Here is a 20,360-nt window from a genome sequence, read left to right as displayed (position 1 = left end):
ATAATGACCTTCTCTACCCCACTCACTCGCTTACAAAAGACCGGAGCCAACTGGTTTCGGGCTTTCGCCTGCGCGTGCGTGGCGGTAGCACCGGTTTCGGTATTAGCTGTTACACCGGTTAATACCGAAATCACCAACACCGCCAAAGCAACATATGAAGTTAATGGCGTTGAAAAGACAGAACAAGATTCAGCCCGTTTCGTTACAGAACAAATTTTCCCGGGCCCGGTTGCACCAACCGCAGCAAAAATAGAAATTAAACACTTTCAATCTGCAGGTGGTGGAAGCCAAAGTACTCCAATTACCAACAGTGCCTGTGCGACCAGCGCAGCAGCTGATAGCTTTACCGACCAGACCAGCTTTACCCAGCTGGGTGGTGGAGCACCTCACAGTATTCCAGGCAATTACCAACTGGCCGATTCTCAGTTTGGCTTTAAAGTCGGTGAGCCATTATTTATTCAGGTATCGGAAGCCGACAAAAACCTGAACCCGTTACGACGTGACGAAATTACCGTTACGGTAACGAACACCAAAGGCTCCGACCAGGAAACCATTCGTTTATCTGAAACTGATATTAATACCGGTGTATTTGTTGGCGTTATCCAAACCCGACTGAATACTCCCCAATCTTACGATTGCGCCTTAACGTTAGACCGCAACGACCGTCTGCAGGTAAGTTACACCGACGCAAATGACAACACTGACAGCGTCAGCCTGCAAACCCGTTTTGACCCTTACAGCCGTATTTTTAATTCTCAGACCGGCACACCGATTGATGGCATTAAAGTAACTCTGATCGATACCAACACCGGCGAACCTGCTCTGGGTAAAGTTTTGGATGACAATGCTACTGCCTGTTATCAGAATGCTTTTATCAGTGGTCAGGGACCAACGGACGCAGTTCCGGGCAAACCTTCCTGCCCAGCCAGCGCTCAGAATCTGTTAACTCTGAGTACTCAGGAAAACGTACCTGCAGGTTCATTCCGCTTCCCGTTCGTCAGACCTGGCAGCTACCAATTGCAATTTGAAGCGCCAGTAGAGCTGCGTGTCCCATCAAAAAGATCCGATGATGAATTATCTGAAGTACCTTCAAATACAGATAATCCGTTCCGTTTGACGGAAATATCCCGTGGTCAGCCATTCACTATCCAACAGAATATTTTTATTGCGGATGTTCCTGTGGATATTCGAACCAGTGGTGCACTGGTCACCAAGAGTGCCAGCAAAAATGAAGTTGGCGTGGGTGATTTTCTGCAATACAGCATTGTGCTGAAGAATAATGAGGTTGAAATCACCGACGGTAAAATTGTTGACCAATTACCTTCTGGTCTGCGTTTCCAACCAGGTTCTGTGCAACTGAACAGTCAAAAAATTGCTGATCCAACAATCAGTGGTAATGCACAACAGCTGACATTTGATATTGGTAATATCGCTGAAGAACAAAGTGTGACTTTATCTTATGTCACTCAGGTAACGACACTGGCCAAAGGTGAGTTAATCAATAAAGCCTGGTTAAGTGACGACAAAGTCAGCTCCAACATTGCCCAGGCAAGAGTACTGACACGTGATGACTTCTTTAAAGATACGTCGCGTTTATTCGGCCGTGTGTATCTTGATGACTGTAACGGCAACCTGGATGCAGAAGCCGTTCCCAACGTGCGCCTGTATATGGAAGACGGCACCTACGTCGTTACCGATGCATCCGGTGAATGGCATATTGAAGATGTGCGCCCGGGCACTCACGTTGTTCAGCTGGATACCTCAACGATTCCACCGTATATGGAAGCCGTTGCCTGTGATAATCGTGGTTTCCATGCAGGTCGTGCGTATTCGCAATTTGTCGACGTTCAGCCAGGCAGCTTCTGGCGTGTGGATTTTGCGTTAAAGATTAAAGAGCCGGAAAAAGGCGAAGTTCGCCAGCGCCTGAGTCATCAACTGGTACCGCTTTCCACTCTGGCCGATGGCAGTATGCCGTATAACTCACCGGTACCTGAGAAACTGAAATTTACCCTGGATATCGATGGCAGCGGTCTGGAAGTCTTCAACCTGATGGAGATGATTGCTCTGCCTGACGGTGTGATTTATGAACCAGGCAGCTCAGTGCTGGATAATGTACCGTGGGAAGATCCACGTATTACCTATGGCACACTGATTTATAAACTGGGCGATAAACCGAAAGAATGGCAGCATCAGCTGCAATTTACTGCGGTTGTCAGCGATAAAGCGAAAAGCGGCATTTTAGAAACCAAAGCCATTACCCGCTTTAACGTAAAAGGTAAAAATACCCAGCAAGTAAAACCAGCAAGCACCACTGCTGTGCTGCAATTGCCGCCAGACGACGGGGTAGTAAAACCGATTAAGCCGCCAAAATTCGATAACTTCTCTGACGTATTAACCATTCAGGATAAAACCAATCTGAAGTCAGTAATTGATCGTTTGGTTGGCCTGCGCAATCTGAAAGTCGAAGTTGTTGGTCATACTGACAGCACTCGTATTGCGCCACGTAATCGCCATATTTTTGAAAATAACCAGGTATTGTCGGAAGCACGGGCAAAATCTGTTGCCGAATATGTTGCGACTCAACTGGGTGTTACTCAGGAACAGGTTATTTTCACTGGTAGAGGGGCGACTCAACCAGTTGCCTCCAACTCTACCCGTAATGGCCGTGCTCAAAACCGTCGCGTTGAAGTGAAAGTACTCTCTGGCGATCCGGATATTCGCCTCGCCAGTATCGACAGCGATATTCAGGTAGCCAGCGTCCAGACCGATATCGAAGGTTTCCTCGCTGATTTACCAGCAACAGCCTCTGGTAACCCGGCTGCCCTGCCTGTTGAGCCGTTAATGCCGGAATTTGATGATGACTGGTTTAATACCGCTGCAGATAATGCTCAATGGTTGTGGCCACCGCTGGATCGCAGCCCAAGTATTGGCTCGGTAAAAATTGCCATCTCTCACCAGAAAGATCAGCGTATTAAACTGCTGCTGGACAATAAACCGGTAAGTCCGCTGAACTTTGATGGCATTGTTAAAGGTCGTCAGCGAGATCTGGCCGTCAGTACCTGGCGCGGTGTTGATATTGAGCCTGGTCCAAACCGTTTCAGCGTATTTGTAATCGATAAAGATGGCGATATCGTCAGCCAATTTAATCGCACCGTACAATACGCACAGGATCCGGCTAAAGCAGAATTGGTAGAAGACCAATCACGCGCAATTGCCGACGGTATTACGCCAGCGGTCATTGCCGTCAGACTGACCGACAAAGATGGCTTCCCTATTCGTGCAGACGTACAGGGCGAACTGGAAATTCAGGCGCCTTATCAGTTGTATGATGAGAATGCGGAAATCGAAGCTAACCCGTTAGGCCGCACCACTAAGCCACGCTACCGCATTGGCGCAGACGGTATTGCATTAATTCGCCTGGCTCCAACCAGCACCTCCGGTGAAGCTGTTCTGCGCTTCCGCCACAACAACGGCCAGCAAGACGAATTACGTATCTGGATGCAAGCACCAAAACGCGACTGGATTCTGGTTGGTTTAGGTGATCTGGCGGTTGGTTACAATGCCGGCGGTGGTGATTCGTCTGGCCGTAAAGCAGAAGGCATCGACGATAATATTTATCACGATGGTCGTTTAGCATTTTTCACCCAGGGTCAGATTCCTGGCGACTGGTTGATTACCGCCGCCTATGATTCCGGTAAACCAGAAGCCGAAGCATTTGCCCGCACCATCGAACCCAATCGTTATTACACCTTATATGGCGATGCCAGCCAGCAACGTCTGGATGCCAGCTCTGCCAAGAAGCTGTATGTAAAAATCGAGCGTGAGCGCTTTTATGCTTTATTCGGCGATATTAATACCGATTTAACCGTTACCGAATTAGGTCGCTACAGCCGTAAAATGACTGGTGCACAAACCGCTTATCAAGGCGAAGTATTTGAGTTCTCTGCATTCGCTGCAGAAAGCGATAACGGTTATGCCCGTGATGAAATTCAAGGTGATGGTACTTCCGGTCTTTATCGTTTCAGTAACCAACAGCTCGTTGCCAACAGCGAGAAAATTCATATTGAAGTACGCGACCGTTTCCGTAGTGAAGTTGTGATTTCGCGTCAGGAGCTGCAACGCGACAGTGATTATGTAATCGATTATCAGGACGGTACGATTTACTTTAAACAGCCAATCCTGAGTACCGATGACAGCTTTAACCCTCGTTTTATTATTGCTGAATACGATGTTGATAAAGGCGGTAAGCTTGGACATATTGCCGGTGGTCGTGCGGGCGTTAAATTATTCGATAACACCGTCAAAGCCGGTGTAACCGTGATAAAACAAAACCAGCAAGGCGATGGTCGCGCATTGCAGGCAGCCGACGTTAAAGTAAAACTGGGCAATACAGAAATTAAAGCAGAAGCTGCATTCAGTGATCGTATAGTCGAAGGTAAGAAAGCGCCGGCCAAGGCACATTTACTCGAAGCTACTCACCGTACCGACAGCATCGAAGCAAAAGCGTATATTCGTCGTCAGGAAGAAAATTTTGGTGTTGATCAATCCTCTTCTGCAGAAAATGATTTCCGTAAAGAAGGTATCGAAGGTACCTGGTACCTGTCTGATCGCGATCGTCTGAAACTGAATGCATTCCACCATTACAAGCTCAGCACTGGTGATGACAAATATCAGACTCAGCTGGACTGGATTCACCGCCTGAACAGTGACCAGCAATTCTCGTTAGGCGCATTGTCTTCAGCTGAAGAAAATGAAAGTGGCGACTTATACAGTGATCAGCTGACTGCAGGTTTCAGTAACCGCTTCTTCAATGATCGTATTACATTAAACGCGCAACTACTGGCACGTATCTCCCAGCGCTCAGACGCGAAAGATCAGTTACGCCTGGGTGCCGATTACCGGATTAATAACGATTACAGCTTATTTGGTGAACACGAACTGGGCTTCGAAAAAAATGCTCCTCAGCGCACCATTATTGGCCTGCGGGCAACACCATGGGCTGGCGCGAAAGCTCAGCAATCGATTGAACAGGTTAAGCAAGACGATGCTTACCGTTTATTCAGCGTGTCTGGTTTAAGCCAGGAATTTCCGATTAATGACGCCCTGAGTGTGAGCGCCGGTTTTGATCAGGCCAGGAATCTGGAAACCAATGCACCATCTGAAGTCGGACAGAACAGCGAAGATTTTTATGCGGTATATGCTGGTTCTGCATTACGTACTTCAATCTGGCAATGGAATAATCGTCTGGAGTTCCGTGATGGTAATGACACTGATAAATGGACTGCACGAACCAGTGTTTATCACCCACTGAGTGACGCTATTGCAACCGGTGGCAGCCTGGATTATTTCCACAGCGAGAGCAAAGATAAATACAACAAAAAGCTGGATGCCAAATTCGACTTGGCCATTCGTCCGCGTAAAGATCCATATGCGCTGTTGTTACAAACACGCTGGGTACAGGAAGCAGATGGTGGCCAGGGAACTCCTCGTCGCAGTCGCCGCCTGATTAATAATGCACACGTTAACTGGTTAATCACCGACCGTGACCAGCTGGCCGCTCAATACGGTATCAAGCGTGTTCTTGACCAGTACAACAGCAAAGATTATGCAGCAACCACTGACTTTATGGCGGCTGAATGGCGCCATCATCTGAACGATCACTGGGACATTGGTGCCCATGCGCGTCGTCTGCATGGTTATCAGGCGAACCAGACCAAACAGGGTTATGGGGTATCGGTCGGCTGGATCCCGAAAACCAACGTTTGGTTAGGCCTGGGTTACAACTTTACCGGCTTTGTTGACGACGACTTCTCTGCAGCAAACTTCACCGCTCAGGGCGTTTACCTGAAGATGCGCTTCAAAGCAGACCAGGAAACTCTGCAAACGTTACGGGCGGCTTTCCAGTAAACCGTTTGCAGCAGATTTGACCTACCCAGTGTTCCACAGGACAATGGCAGCCATTCTCGCCTGATTTTTAAGGATTACTCATGGCTGCCAAACAACAACTAATCAATACAAATGGCCAACCGACCTACGGGGTTTATCCTGAGAGCGTCGATCACATCAATTACATGGACTTTGATTTACGCTCTCCGATGGATCGTAAATTAGGTTCTCTGGCAAAACGTTTTAAGTTTAATCAGTTCCAGTTTATTGGCCTGATCAGCCCGAAGCTGATTGTGGGTATCGCAATTGTCGATCTGAAGGTTGGAGGTAATTCATTTATTTATCTCTACGAACCAGAAACCGATAAATTTGAAGAGTTCTCCTTTATCCAGCCGTTTGCAATGAATACCAGCATCGAACCTTTCCCGAACGATGGTGAAGCGAGCTTTAAAAAAGGGGCTAATAAAGTATCGATTAAAGCCTCTTCGCGTCCTGGCGTTCGTAAGGTTCAGGTATCACTGGCTGGCGGCGTTGAAATCGATGCCACTATCGACGAAAGTACCTCCTACAACCCGCTGGCAGTTTGCAGCCGCGCAGGTTATCAGGGCTGGGTATTCACCCAGAAAAGTAACGCTCTGGTCTGTAATGGCAATGTGAAATGGGGTGGCAAAGATTACGACCTGGAAGCCATTGATGCGCTAGCTTCGGTAGACTGGAGCTGTGGCTATATGCGCCGCGAAACGTTCTGGAACTGGGGCAGCATGTCCTGCAAACTTGCCGATGGACGTCGCTTAGGGTTTAACCTGGCAGCTGGTGTTAATGAGACCGGTACCAGTGAAAATGCCCTCTGGCTCGACGGTAAGATGTATAAGATTGATATGGTGGACTTCCAGTTCGATCGTTACCATCCCAACCATGCCTGGGCCATGCGCTCAAATGACGGCATGATCCAGTTACATTTCGAGCCCAAAGGCCAGCGTAAAGAGAAGATGAATGTTGTGGTTGCAGCATCCAACTTTACCCAGCACTTTGGCCAATACTATGGCGAGATCCACCTGCCTGACGAAGTGATTACACTGGATGGAGAATGGGGCTTCAGCGAAGATCACTACGCCAAGTGGTAAAGCACGCTTAACACTCCTGAACCAGAGCTGAATAAAGCGTGTTCAGCTCTGGCAATATTTCTGTCTGCTTGTATAGTTTGAGTAAATCTACAAGCAGGAAGCCTTCATGAACATCAAACCTCTTTTACTCGCCTCTCTGATAATCCCTGCCACAGCCATGGCTGAATTCGAAAATGCTTCGTACAGTTATCTGGGCGTGGGACAAGAAACGCTCGAATACTCAGAAAGCACCAATGACTTCGGTGGCCTGAAATTTAAAACAAAATATAAAGGTAGCAACCTGGTTCAGAAATCCGGTGGTTACACTGCTGTTGGCGAAAAGTACGGCTTTTTCTTATCCACTTCCTCAACTCTGTTAGCCAATGAAGAACGTGAAAAATGGCGTTTTCCTTCAATTGGTGTCGTTCAGGAAGATGACATGACGGTCAAGCGCACCGCGATCGATATTCTCGGTGTATTCCACTTACAAAATGGCCACTTCTTTAATCTGGGCAGTCGCTATAACTCAGTTTCTTTCAGCCGCTTTAACTTTTCCAGCACTGATCGCACAAATGAATTAAACGCGGCAATTTTTGCTCGCGCCGACCATAGTGATGCTGAACTAACAAAGCAGTTGAACGACTTAATTGCTAAAGCTCAAGCGGCCAACGTATGTATCACTAACTCTTCCAAACAGTGTATCGGCACAAAACAAGCAGACGGCAGCTATAACGTTTCTCTGGAAGATTTCAAAGAAGCGAAGAAGTTTAACCCTGAAGCAACATCCGGCGTAGTCTTCGAAGACATGGCTTCCTGGAGCTTATTAGCTGGCTGGGGTTACGATTCTTACTTCATCCGTAAAGAAATCGGCATGCGTTATCAGTTCGCCTTCCGTGTTGGCACGGCTATCTATGAGAGTGTATTAAACACAAAAAACAATAAGTCCCTGACCCGTAGCTTTGGTGGTGACTGGGATCTACATGCCCTTGCCGGAGTCGGGTACCAGTTCCGTCCGGAATTTGGTGTGATGGCAACACTGGAATACAACATGATTCACCGTGAAGAAATTCGCGACGGCAATGTATTTCTTCCGGTAAATGACCTGAAAGCATTAAGCCCTCAGATTACTGCAAACTGGGCTTTCTGATTCTTAACAGAACAAATTGAAGACAATAAAAAAGCGCGTTAAATAACGCGCTTTTTTATTGTCCGGAAATTATGATCTAGCGACCCTGTTTTTTCCGCTGCTTACGCATTTTGTCATGCTTCGCCTGACGAATAGAGGCGGTTTTAACCACAGAATCGCGACGGCGCTTACTGCGGTGCTTCACTTCTTTCTCTTTATCAGAGAACGGGTTTGAACCCTGGCGGAATTCAAAGCGGATGGGGGTGCCTTTAATGTCCAGCACGCGACGGAAAGTATTCGCCAGATAACGTTTATAGTCTTCTGGTAAATCTTCAACCATGTTGCCGTGAACAATAATTCGCGGCGGGTTCGAACCACCTTGGTGAGCGTAACGTAATTTCGGACGACGACTGCGAATCATTGGCGGCTGATGGCTGGATACGGCATCTTCCATAATTCGGGTCAGCATATTGGTTTGCCATTTTGCCATTGCTGAGCGGTACGCCTGATCAACCGATTCGTACAAATGACCAACACCAGTGCCGTGCAGTGCCGAAATAAAATGCATCTCAGCAAACGTCAGGAAATCGAAACGACGATCAATTTCATCTTTAACACGCTGCTTTTCGTAAGCATCCATGCCATCCCATTTATTGATGGCAATCACCAACGCACGACCCGAGTTCAGTACGAAACTCAGCATGTGCAGGTCCTGTTCAACGATACCGTCACGGGCATCAAGAACCAGAATACAGACGTGACAATCCTGAATCGCTTGCAGGGTTTTAATGATGGAGAATTTTTCTGCCGCTTCGTGAATGTTTTTCCGACGACGAACACCAGCGGTATCAATCAGAGTATATTCCTGACCATGACGTTCATAGGGAATATAAACACTGTCCCGGGTAGTGCCAGCCTGGTCGTATACAACAACCCGCTCTTCCCCTAAAAAGCGGTTAACCAGCGTCGACTTACCCACATTAGGTCGACCAACAACCGCAATTTTAATCCCTTTAACATCCAGCGCTTCGTGCTGAACTTCAGGCTCTTTTTCGTCTTCCTCTTCTTCGTAAATATATTCCAGTTCACGATTCTGAGCCGCAGCCAGCTCGGCCGCTTTTTTCTCTTTTTCTTCCGGCAGCTCATCCAGCACATAATCGATCAGAGTCGACACACCGCGGTTGTGTGCAGCCGCAATCGCCAGCGGTTCACCCATACCAAGCTCATAAAACTCGCCTAGCACCATGTCAGGGTTACGGCCATCGATTTTGTTAACAACCAGATACGCTTCTTTATTGTTTCGACGGAGGTAGTCACCAATCATGCGGTCACCTGCGGTAATACCCGCGTTGGCATCCACCATAAAGAAAACAATGTCGGCTTCGTTCATCGCCTGGAAGCTCTGGCTCGCCATCGCTTCATCAATGCCTTCTTCCTGACCGCTGATACCACCGGTATCGATCACAATAAACGGGCGATCGCCAACCTTACCTTCGCCATACTTACGGTCACGGGTTAAGCCTGCAATTTCTGCCACCAAAGCGTCGCGGCTTTTGGTTAAACGATTAAACAGTGTTGATTTGCCAACGTTGGGACGACCAACCAGGGCGATTACAGGAACCATAAGTTAACTGCCTTTAAAAAACGAAAAGGCTGGCATCGGCCAACCTTGAAAATACTTCTGATAACCCATTAGTAAACTAAAGGGTGAGTCATTCCGGATCTGAAACAGATTCGATTGTCACCAACGCCAGTTCACCTGCGTTGGTATAAATCAGTATACCCTGGTCCGTGGCAACCAAGGGGCTGCGAATTCCGAAATCGCGGCCGCGCAACATGCGCCAATTGGTTGCTTCACCCTGTGCAGGGTAGCTGATATGTAACGGCTTGGGACGCATATGCAGACGACCAACCAGCTCACCGTCGACCTGACGCAGCAAATGAACATAACCTTCACCATCGGCCACCACCAGATAGTTACCGTAGGCGATAACCTTGCCCAACTCGCGTTTCGCTAGAGCGCTTTGCAACCACTGGCTGGCGCCGTTTCGCTGGTCGTAAGCCTGAATGCTGCTGTCATCCAGAGTCAGGTACAAAGAACCTAACGCTAATGCCGGACTGGTATAAGAAGAACCTTCTTCTTCCCAGTCTGTTTCACCAGTCAGAGACAGAGCCGCTAACTTACCGTGATAACTGGTGGCATAAATACGGCCGTCATCCCAGATCGGGCTGGCATCAACATCCACCAGACGCTCAAGCTCGGAGCGGCCATCCGGAATGGCCAGACGCTTGTCCCAGCGCGGAATCCCTAATGTCTTGTCCAGAGCCACTACTTTACCGGTGGCAAAACCAGTGACGACAAATTCATCCAATACCAGCGGCGTGCTGGTACCGCGAACGGTTAATACCGGCATCGCATGTTCATACGACCAGGCCTGCTTGCCGTCTTCACGTTCGAAGGCGCTGATACGACCATCAACAGTGTGAACAAACACCCGACGCTCATCAAAACCAGCCGGAGAAATCGATTCACTGCTGAGAACCGCTTGCCACAGAGGCTCACCGTCAGTACTCAGGCAATGCAGGATACCGTCACGGGTAGCAACAAATACCTGTCCGGAATCGACAACAACACCAGCGGTGATGGCCTGATCCAGATCGACCTGCCAGTTCTGTGAGCCATCTTCCAGATCCAGAGAGTAAAGGCTGCCAGAACTGTCCGCCGCAAAAACCTGGTCTCCAACAACCGCTGCACGCAATCTTGCGTAAGCACTGCCCGGACCCTTACCCAGAGTTTGTCGCCAGCTAACCGACAGCTCGGCTTTGGCTTCGAATTCAGGTAATAGTCCCTGCTCTTCTTCCGCTTCCTTTTCAGGTGTGCTGGAACAGGCAGATAATGCAAAGGCCATCACAGCCGCAGATAACCAGGAAAAACGCACGGGGATTAAGACTCCTCAGCAACCAGTTCAGCACTGGTCAGGTTGTCGATTTTACGTTGCAACACCTGGGTGTTGATGCCAGCTTCCTGAGCCGCCGTTTTGGCAGCAACATAAGCTTCGCGAGCCTGGCTCATGTCACCTTTGCGGAACAAAGCATCACCTTTCACTTCATTAAACTGTGCAGCGTATGCAGCATCAGGCTGAGCAGGAATTAACGCCAATGCTTCATCGTTTTTATCCAGTTGAACCAGAATATTCGCCAGACGAACCTGAGCGGTCAGTTTAACCGGGCCTTCTTCTGCCGCAGCAATAACAGCCTGCAGCTCTTTAACTGCAGTTTCGAAATCGCCGTTGTCGGTCGCAAAACGAGCCAGGAATAAACCGCCAAACTGGCTGTATACCGTTGAGCTGAAATCTTTTTTCAGCTGTTCAGCCAGAGAGATCATTTCTGCTTTAACAGCGTCAGTCTGATCGGCAGCCGGCTGAGCCGCTTTTTCAACCAGTTGAGAATAAACAGCGGATGCCGCTTCGCCGGTTGCGCGAACATTGTCCTGATAGGTATTCCAGCCTAACCAGCCGCCAGCAACAACAACGACAGATAAAATCAGGCTGGTGCCATTTTCAGACCACCATTTCTTTAACGCTTCTACCTGTTCTTCTTCCGTTCTAAATTCGTTCATTCCCAATCCTCTACCCCGGTTACAGATTACCGGCTGTTGTTATTCAAAATTAGTTAATTTGTTGTGCAATCCAGGCCGCAACGTCTGCTTGTGGCATGGTTTGCTGATCCAGTTCACCGGACAAATCTTTTACTGTTGCCTGCTGCTCAGCAATTTCGCTTTCGCCCAACAGGATGGCAAAACGAGCACCGCTCTTATCTGCCTTTTTCATCTGGCTCTTAAAGCTGCCACCACCACAGTGGGTTTGGATACGCAGCCAATCGTGTTCATTACGAACCTGATCCGATAATAACAGTGCCGCTTTATCAGCACCGTCGCCCAATGCACAAACATAAACGTCCAGTGTATTAAGTACAGCATCCGGAACCAGCTCCAGAGTTTCAAGCATCAGAATCAGACGCTCAACACCCATGGCGAAACCAACCGCCGGAGTTGGCTTACCACCCAACTGTTCAACCAGGCCATCGTAACGACCACCGGCACAAACGGTTCCCTGAGCACCTAACTTATCGGTAACCCATTCGAATACGGTTTTGCAGTAGTAATCCAGACCACGCACCAGGCGCTGGTTAATTTCATATTTCACCCCGGCCGCATCTAAAACACCGCACAGAGTGGCGAAGTGTTCACGACTCTCTTCATCGAGGTGATCATGTAACTTCGGCGCATCGACTAATAATGCCTGAGTTTGTTCGTTTTTACTGTCAAGAATACGCAGTGGATTTGAATCCAGACGACGTAAGCTGTCTTCATCTAACTGATCTTTACGTTCGGACAGATAAGCAACCAGTGCATCTTTATATTCGGCACGAGCTTCGTTGCTGCCCAGCGTATTCAGCTGCAGCGTTACCGCATCCTGCAGACCCAGCATTTTCCACAGACGTGCAGTCAGCAGAATCACTTCCGCATCAATATCTGCTGTGGCGATACCAAAGGTTTCCACACCAATCTGGTGGAACTGACGGTAACGGCCTTTTTGCGGACGTTCGTGACGGAACATCGGTCCGGTGTACCACAGGCGCTGAGTCTGGTTGTACAGTAAGCCATGCTCTTCACAGGCACGAACACAGCTGGCAGTGCCTTCAGGGCGCAGAGTCAGGCTATCGCCGTTACGGTCGTCGAAGGTGTACATTTCTTTTTCGACGATGTCCGTTACTTCACCAATAGAACGTTTGAACAGATTGGTCTGTTCAACGATTGGCATACGGATTTCACCATAACCATAAGAAGCCAGCAGCTCTTTTACTGTGCCTTCCAGGTATTGCCAAACCGGAGTCTCGTTTGGCTTGATGTCGTTCATGCCACGAATGGCCTGAATTTTCTTACTCATAATCGTTTTTTTACTCGTTAATCATCTGTTGCCGGATACACAATCAGGCATCAGTAACAATCATATCTTTGCGTTGTTCTTCTAACTCGGCGGCGCGCTCGCGAATCAGACGCTCGAGGTCATCCACCAAATTGTCATTGTTCAGTTTTTGCTGTGGCTTACCATCGATGTACACCAGATTCGGCTGGCCACCGGCTAAGCCCACATCGGTCTCTTTGGCTTCGCCTGGACCATTAACCACACAACCAATTACCGAAACGTCCATCGAAGTGCGGATATCTTCAACCCGCATTTCCAGTTCATTCATGGTTTTGATCACATCAAAGTTCTGGCGCGAACAGCTTGGACAGGCAATAAAGTTAATACCGCGGGAGCGCAGCTTAAGCGACTTCAGCATGTCCCAGCCAACTTTCACTTCCTCAACCGGATCGGCTGCCAGCGATACACGAATGGTGTCACCAATGCCTTCCCACAAAAGCAAGCCCAGCCCAATCGACGATTTCACGGTACCACCGCGTAAACCACCGGCTTCGGTAATGCCGAGATGTAATGGCTGATCAATCTGGTCAGAGATCTTTTTATAAGCGGCGACCGTCATAAAAATATCCGACGCTTTCAGGCTCAGTTTGTAATCCTGAAAATCCAGTCGATCAAGAATATCGATATGACGCATGGCTGACTCAACCAGTGCATCCGGAGTTGGTTCACCGTATTTTTTCTGCAGGTCTTTTTCTAAAGAACCGGCATTAACGCCAATCCGGATTGGAATGTCGCGCTCACTGGCAGCATCGACAACAGCACGTACACGATCTTCGCGACCAATATTGCCAGGGTTAATACGCAGGCAATCAACACCCAATTCAGCTACACGCAAGGCAATGCGGTAGTCAAAGTGAATATCCGATACCAAAGGTATGCTGACTTGTTTGCGGATTTCGCCAAACGCTTCTGCTGCTTCCATGGTAGGTACAGACACACGAACGATATCAGCCCCAGCATCCTGAGCACGCATGATTTGCGCAACCGTGGCATCGATATCGGTGGTTTCGGTATTCGTCATGGTTTGAATGGCAATCGGCGCACCGCCACCAACCGGCACATTCCCCACCATAATCTGGCGGGTTTTACGACGTTTTATCGGATTTTCAAACAGGGCGCTCATAATTAATTTCCGCTAACTGCCGACAGCGATTGCTGATATTGCTTGTATTCTTTCGAGTCCGGGAAGTTCTGCTTCAGCTCAGACGCTAACTCAATCGCACGCTTGGTGTTCTGGCTGATCGCAGCCAGCTTAATACCGAGCCACAAGCTGTGGGCGTTGTGCTGCGTTTGCTGACGTTTGGCTAAACGATCCAGACGATCAAAGTACTTTTGTGACTCGCTGTAGTTTTGCGCTTCAAACAGCAGAGTCGAGATATTCACCAGTGCATCCACGTTGTACGGCATGATACGCAGAGACTCGCGATATGACTTTACAGCCAGTTCCGGCTTGCCCCAGCGATAAGCGTTAATCGCCAGATCGTTATAGGCTGCCACGCGGTTTTCGTAATAGCGGTTTTCCGCCACTTCGGTTAATTCATCATTTGCGTCTTCAAAGCGCTTGGTCTGAGCATACAGGCGGCCTAAATGATGCTTCGCCTGGCTAAACTGCTCATCCAGGCTGATGGCTTTTTTAAACGACTCTTCCGCCAGATCCAGCTCGCCTTCGGCCTGCCATAACAAGCCCATACCATCGTGTGCTGGCGCGTACTCCGGGTTAATATCCAGTGCCCGGTTTAAACGCTGACGGGCCCAGTCCACCCGGCCATTTTTGATATACGCCAGGCCCAGCTGGGTGTAATTTTCAACCGCTTTGTCCGGGGATGCTTTCTTATTAAACGGGCTTTCCACCACGGTCACACAAGCACTGAGTAATAACGCCAGCGTGGCAGCAGCCAGGTATTTGATCCAACGATTTCCCTTCGACATTAATGACGAGCCTCAGATTGAACTTCAGATTCATCCAGTTGTACCGCATTAATATATTTCGCGCTACGACGAGTTCGGTCTTCTACCCGGCCAACCAGCTGACCACAAGCTGCATCAATATCGTCACCACGAGTAGAACGAATGGTGACGATGTGACCGGCATTAATCAGATGATCACGGAAACGATAAGTGCGGTTATTACTCGGGCGTTTATAACCGGAATTCGGAAACGGGTTAAACGGAATCAGGTTAATTTTGCACGGTACCTGCTTCATCAGTTCCGCTAATTGTTCCGCATGTTCCAGTTCATCGTTAACACCGTCGATTAAGGTGTATTCGATGGTGGCCTTGCGACGGTCAGGTAATTTATCGAGGTAACGATTGACCGAAGCAATCAATTCTTTGATCGGGTACTTTTTATTCAGAGGTACTAACTGATTACGCAATTCATCATTGGGCGCGTGCAGCGAAATCGCCAGCGACACATCGGTAATTTCACCCAACTGATCAATCTTCGGCACCACACCTGAGGTACTCAGGGTTACACGGCGTTTCGACAAGCCATAGGCGTTGTCTTCCATCATCAATGCCATGGCATCAACAACGTTATCAAAATTCAGCAGCGGTTCGCCCATGCCCATCATCACCACGTTGGTGATTTTACGTTCACGGCGTTCGCCCGGCTCATGGAATGCCATTGCGGCGACATATACCTGGCCGATAATTTCGGCAGCACTTAAATCGCGATTAAAACCCTGTTTACCGGTGGAACAAAACGAGCAATCCAGCGAGCAACCAATCTGCGAGCTCACACACAAAGTGCCGCGCTCTTTCTCCGGGATATAAACAGTTTCAACCGAGCTGCCACCTTCCATACGCATTACCCATTTACGGGTGCCGTCTTTGGAAGTTTCGTCATAAATCACTTCCGGCAGTTTCACTTCGCTGATGGCCGCCAGCTTGGCACGCAGGCCTTTGCTCATGTTGGTCATCTTGTCGAAGTCAGCTTCACCGTATTGGTGAATCCATTTCAACATCTGTTGCGCACGGAATTTCTTTTCACCCATATCGGCAAAAAAAGCTTCCATCTTCTGCGGGGATAAACCCAGTAAATTAATTTTTTCAGCAGTATCAGACATCGAATTGGTTACCTGGAGATACTGTCAGCGAACTGACAAACAAGGTGCTTCCTGACGGGCAACGGAAGGCGTCCGACGCCTTCCGAACATTTGCCGGAGAAACGAGTCCTCCGGCAACAAGTGCTTAGCGAGGGCAGATTTCTTCAGCAGCGAAGAAGTAATCGATTTCGCGAGCAGCAGACTCAGCAGAGTCAGAACCGTGTACAGCGTTCGCATCGATGCTCTGAGCGAAGTCAGCGCGAATGGTGCCTGCGTCAGCTTCTTGTGGGTTAGTAGCACCCATCAGCTCACGGTTTTTAGCGATTGCGCCTTCACCTTCCAGAACCTGTACAACAACAGGACCAGAAGTCATGAAACCAACCAGATCTTTGAAGAAAGGACGCTCAGCGTGCTCAGCGTAGAAACCGCCAGCTTTTTCGTCGTCCAGTTGCAGCATTTTAGCAGCAACGATTTGCAGGCCAGCTTTCTCGAAACGAGCCAGGATTTCACCGATTACGTTTTTGCCAACTGCGTCTGGTTTAACGATAGACAGGGTGCGTTCTACAGCCATTTTAAGCTCCAAAATAGTCAATTAATGGTTAAAAAGTGTTTACGAAAAATAAAACCCGCGAATTATACGCACCTTTTGATGAAAGTTGTACGCGTATTCAGTGGATTCCGGGTAAAAATTATGCCTTGCGTAACAAGCCGATAACCCGACCGACTTCAGCAACGGTATTGTCGATATCTTCTTCAGTGGTAAAGCGACCAACCGAGAAGCGCAAACCGGCATGAGCCAGCTCATCACTGCGACCAATCGCTTTCAGCACATAGGATGGCGCGACACTGGCGGAATTACAGGCTGAGCCGGATGACACCGCAACTTTCGCCAGGGAAGCCAGCAGAATCTCACCGTCAACTCCGGCAAAGCTGGCATTCAGGTGGCCGGCGCTGCGCTGCTGCAGATCACCGTTCAGGTAAACCTCACCCAGCGCTTCCAACCCCTGCCACAAACGATCGCGCAAGCCACGAATACGTTGCTCATCCGCCTGCTGCTCTTCTTTGGCAATCCTGGCCGCCTCACCAAAACCAACCAACTGATGAGTCGCCAAAGTGCCCGAACGCATACCCCGCTCATGACCACCGCCATGAATCTGGGCCACCAGCTTAACCTGAGGCTCGCGCCGCACATACAATGCACCAATGCCTTTCGGGCCATACATTTTGTGGGCGGAAATCGACATCAGATCAACCCCCCAGGCATTCACATCAATTTCCTGCTTGGCCACCGCTTGCGCGGCATCCACATGCAGCAGCGCTTTATGGTCTTTTAATCGTGCCGCAACCGCTGAGATGTCAGTTTTGGTACCAATTTCGTTATTCACTGCCATCAGCGACACCAGACAGGTGTTTTCCGTCAACGCATCCGCAACCTGATCGGCACTGATCAGGCCATCCGCGTCCGGCGTCAGGTAACTGACCTCAACACCTTTACCTTGCAGGTATTCACAGGTATCAAGAATCGCCTTGTGCTCAATCGCAGAAGTAATGATATGCAACGTTTGATCAGGATCGTCAGATCTGCGCTGCTCAGCTCTCAATTGCTCAACTACGCCTTTCAGCGCCAGGTTATTACTTTCCGTCGCACCCGAGGTCCAGACAATTTCCCGCGGATCTGCAGAAAACAAGTCAGCCACCTGACGACGGGCAGTTTCAACAGCCTGCTCGGCCTGCCAGCCAAATTTATGGGATCGGGAAGCCGGGTTGGCAAAGTTGCCATCCAGCGTCAGACATTGCGCCATTATCTCAGCGACACGGGGGTCAACAGGGGTGGTAGCAGCGTAATCGAGATAAATGGGTTTCATGCAGAGCCGTCTATATCAGTCAGGAAAGTGGCCCATTGTCGACAGGCGGCCCGGCAGGTCAAGCCCAGACCGCAAAAGAAGGGTTACTGACCCTATCAGGCCAGCGCCACTTCCTCGTTCAGGATGGCATCGATACGATTTGCGCTGCTTTCATCCTGACGATCAGCAATCTGACGAACTTCTTCGCGCTCAATCAGGCTTTTCAGGGTAATTCCACGCAGGAAGGCATGGATCTGATCACTCAGATCAATCCATAAATGATGGGTCAAACACGCGTCGCCATTTTGGCAATCACCCTGGCGGTTACACTTAGTCGCATCCATGGATTCATTAACAGCGTCGATAATTTCCGCCACATGAATCTCGTCATCATTACGACTCAGGCGATAACCACCACCCGGGCCACGAACACTGGCGACCAGTCCGTTACGACGCAATTTTGAGAACAATTGCTCAAGATAAGAAAGGGAGATTCCCTGTCGGCCAGAAATATCACTCAGACTTACAGGTCCACTCTGGGCATGAATTGCCAGGTCCAACATGGCAGTTACCGCATAGCGGCCTTTTGTTGTTAAGCGCATAACGCCACCTCCAATCTAATCACGGTGGCATTATGCGTATACCCGACTATTTTAGTCAACTATTTTTCAGCAGAGTTTTGCCCACTGCTACTTTCTGCATTAGCGCCTTCGCTGAGCGCCTCAGGTTCTTCACCCAACGCCACAAAGGTTTCCTGCTCCAACTCCGGCAGTGCTTCATTGCAGGTGTTATCACCCAGGTCACTCAACGCCTTGCACATGCTATCGATTTTGCGGTCAACAGCGTGCATATGATCCATCATGTTATGGATAGAACGAGCAATCGGGTCCGGCATTTCATCAGCGATACCATAGGCATCAAAGCCCATTTTCTCGGCCATTTCCTTCCGGCGACTGGCTTGTTCGGCCGTCGCCTTACGGACAATCCGCCCAGGAATCCCAACAACCGTTACCGCCTCAGGTACTTCTTTGGTCACAACAGCATTGGAACCGATCCGTGCATTTTCACCCACAACAATCGGGCCCAGCACTTTGGCACCAGCACCTACAACAACACCGTTTTTCAGCGTCGGGTGACGCTTACCTTTATTCCAGCTGGTGCCACCTAAAGTCACACCGTGATACAGGGTACAATCATCACCAATCTCAGCGGTTTCGCCGATAACAACACCCATACCGTGATCAATAAAGAAGCGACGACCAATGGTCGCACCCGGATGGATTTCGATGCCTGTCATCCAACGACTGAAGGTCGACAGAAAACGCGACAACCATTTGAAATTTTTGCGCCACAGCCAGTTAGCCATGCGGTAATGCACAATCGCGTGCACACCCGGATAAGTAGTGATCACCTCAAAGGTGTTACGTGCCGCCGGATCACGTTCAAAAACGCAGGCGATATCTTCACGAATATTTTTGATACTCAATCTGAGTCTCCGGTCTTAACTGCGTCTTGCTGTACACCCTGTACTTTTTGCTGACGCTGAACGGCACTGAATATGCCGCGTAAAATATTAACTTCCATCTTGTCGACACCGGCACGCTGAAACAGGCGGCGCAGGCGCGACATGGTTTGCTTAGGTGTATTGGGGTCTAAGAAGCCAATATCAACCATGGTTTGTTCCAAATGATGCAACATACCGTTCAACTGCTCATGGTTGGCCAGTTCGTAATCCCACTCCACCCCCCAGGCTGATTCTTCCTGCTGCAGTGCCGGTTCAGAAATCGCAGCCAGGCGCATTTCATAACACATCACCTGAATCGCCTGGGCGACGTTCAGAGAAGAAAAGTCTTCGACGGTCGGAATATGTACGTGTGCATGACACAGGTGTAATTCGTCGTTGGTCAAACCACTCGATTCACGCCCGAACACCAACGCAATTTTATTGCCATTGGCGGAAGCCATCGCAGCCTTGGCAGCGCATTCGCGTGGGTTCATTAATGGCCAGGGGATATAACGACTGCGTGCACTGGTACCCACCACCAGACCACAGTCGGCAATCGCTTCTTCTAACGAAGCAACAATACGTGCTTGATGCAGGATATCTTCCGCGCGTGACGAACGCTGAATCGCCTCCTCATCAATAGCCGCCTTCGGGTCCACCAGCACCAGCTGACTTAGCCCCATATTTTTCATTGCCCGGGCCGCTGCCCCGATATTACCGGAATGAGTGGTATTGACCATAACAATCACAATATTGTCGAGCATAACGGGGCCTGATCTCCTGCAATAAAAGGTGTGTAACAACAGAGGCCGACAGTGTAGCGCAAAAGCTTTGCCTGATGATATAATCGCCGGTTCCCCGT

Annotated in this window: 15 protein-coding genes; 3 read left to right on the top strand and 12 right to left on the bottom strand. The window is 49.2% G+C overall.

From position 1 onward, the window contains the following. The first annotated feature begins 3 nt into the window (after positions 1 to 3). The 3 genes from ACOQOZ_RS19925 to ACOQOZ_RS19915 all read left to right on the top strand — a co-directional run bounded on the left by ACOQOZ_RS19925 (position 4) and on the right by ACOQOZ_RS19915 (position 8,136). Positions 4 to 5,907, top strand: a complete 5,904-nt coding sequence (locus tag ACOQOZ_RS19925) for an OmpA family protein (RefSeq protein ID WP_420589904.1) — start codon at positions 4 to 6, stop codon at positions 5,905 to 5,907. An 80-nt stretch (positions 5,908 to 5,987) separates the two neighbouring features. Next, positions 5,988 to 7,010 carry a DUF2804 domain-containing protein gene (locus ACOQOZ_RS19920; protein ID WP_420589903.1) on the top strand — a complete coding sequence of 341 codons (1,023 nt, stop codon included), beginning with the start codon at positions 5,988 to 5,990 and terminating at the stop codon, positions 7,008 to 7,010. Positions 7,011 to 7,116: 106 nt separating this feature from the next. Then, the gene (locus tag ACOQOZ_RS19915) at positions 7,117 to 8,136 is read left to right on the top strand and encodes a hypothetical protein (RefSeq protein ID WP_420589902.1); all 1,020 of its coding nucleotides are present in this window, start codon (positions 7,117 to 7,119) and stop codon (positions 8,134 to 8,136) included. 76 nt (positions 8,137 to 8,212) lie between these two features. Here ACOQOZ_RS19915 and der read toward each other — a convergent pair whose 3' ends face one another. The 12 genes from der to ACOQOZ_RS19855 form a co-directional block, all read right to left on the bottom strand. Continuing rightward, positions 8,213 to 9,739, bottom strand: coding sequence for a ribosome biogenesis GTPase Der (gene der / locus ACOQOZ_RS19910; protein WP_420589901.1), 1,527 nt, complete (start codon positions 9,737 to 9,739; stop codon positions 8,213 to 8,215). A gap of 88 nt (positions 9,740 to 9,827) precedes the next feature. Then, positions 9,828 to 11,054: an outer membrane protein assembly factor BamB gene (bamB, locus tag ACOQOZ_RS19905; RefSeq protein WP_420589900.1), complete on the bottom strand. Its 1,227-nt coding sequence runs from the start codon at positions 11,052 to 11,054 to the stop codon at positions 9,828 to 9,830. A gap of 5 nt (positions 11,055 to 11,059) precedes the next feature. Then, positions 11,060 to 11,734: a YfgM family protein gene (locus tag ACOQOZ_RS19900; RefSeq protein WP_420589899.1), complete on the bottom strand. Its 675-nt coding sequence runs from the start codon at positions 11,732 to 11,734 to the stop codon at positions 11,060 to 11,062. A 49-nt stretch (positions 11,735 to 11,783) separates the two neighbouring features. Further along, complete coding sequence (hisS, locus tag ACOQOZ_RS19895) at positions 11,784 to 13,064, bottom strand: histidine--tRNA ligase (protein WP_420589898.1); 1,281 nt, start codon at positions 13,062 to 13,064, stop codon at positions 11,784 to 11,786. 43 nt (positions 13,065 to 13,107) lie between these two features. Beyond that, entirely contained in the window at positions 13,108 to 14,226 is a 1,119-nt protein-coding gene (gene ispG, locus ACOQOZ_RS19890; protein WP_420589897.1) for a flavodoxin-dependent (E)-4-hydroxy-3-methylbut-2-enyl-diphosphate synthase, read from the bottom strand. A 2-nt stretch (positions 14,227 to 14,228) separates the two neighbouring features. Beyond that, positions 14,229 to 15,032 (bottom strand): tetratricopeptide repeat protein, encoded by an 804-nt coding sequence (locus ACOQOZ_RS19885; protein WP_420589896.1) that lies wholly within the window; start codon positions 15,030 to 15,032, stop codon positions 14,229 to 14,231. Next, positions 15,032 to 16,171, bottom strand: coding sequence for a 23S rRNA (adenine(2503)-C(2))-methyltransferase RlmN (gene rlmN / locus ACOQOZ_RS19880; RefSeq protein ID WP_420589895.1), 1,140 nt, complete (start codon positions 16,169 to 16,171; stop codon positions 15,032 to 15,034). Before rlmN ends, ACOQOZ_RS19885 begins: the two co-directional genes overlap by 1 nt. A 124-nt stretch (positions 16,172 to 16,295) precedes the next feature. Then, on the bottom strand, positions 16,296 to 16,721 hold the full coding sequence (ndk, locus tag ACOQOZ_RS19875) for a nucleoside-diphosphate kinase (protein ID WP_419813371.1): 426 nt from the start codon (positions 16,719 to 16,721) through the stop codon (positions 16,296 to 16,298). 118 nt (positions 16,722 to 16,839) lie between these two features. Further along, on the bottom strand, positions 16,840 to 18,015 hold the full coding sequence (locus ACOQOZ_RS19870) for an IscS subfamily cysteine desulfurase (RefSeq protein ID WP_420589894.1): 1,176 nt from the start codon (positions 18,013 to 18,015) through the stop codon (positions 16,840 to 16,842). Positions 18,016 to 18,110: 95 nt separating this feature from the next. Next, positions 18,111 to 18,596, bottom strand: coding sequence for a Fe-S cluster assembly transcriptional regulator IscR (gene iscR, locus ACOQOZ_RS19865; protein ID WP_420589893.1), 486 nt, complete (start codon positions 18,594 to 18,596; stop codon positions 18,111 to 18,113). Positions 18,597 to 18,655: 59 nt separating this feature from the next. Next, a complete protein-coding gene (gene cysE / locus ACOQOZ_RS19860; protein ID WP_420589892.1) occupies positions 18,656 to 19,480 on the bottom strand; it encodes a serine O-acetyltransferase in 825 nt (274 codons plus the stop codon). Next, positions 19,477 to 20,262, bottom strand: a complete 786-nt coding sequence (locus ACOQOZ_RS19855; RefSeq protein ID WP_420589891.1) for an RNA methyltransferase — start codon at positions 20,260 to 20,262, stop codon at positions 19,477 to 19,479. Before ACOQOZ_RS19855 ends, cysE begins: the two co-directional genes overlap by 4 nt. Between the last annotated feature and the right edge of the window lie 98 nt (positions 20,263 to 20,360).

This window comes from Bacterioplanoides sp. (assembly GCF_965219715.1).
In the GTDB taxonomy this organism is placed as follows: Bacteria; Pseudomonadota; Gammaproteobacteria; order Pseudomonadales; family Oceanobacteraceae; genus Bacterioplanoides.
This window is presented reverse-complemented; position numbering and strand designations above follow the sequence as displayed.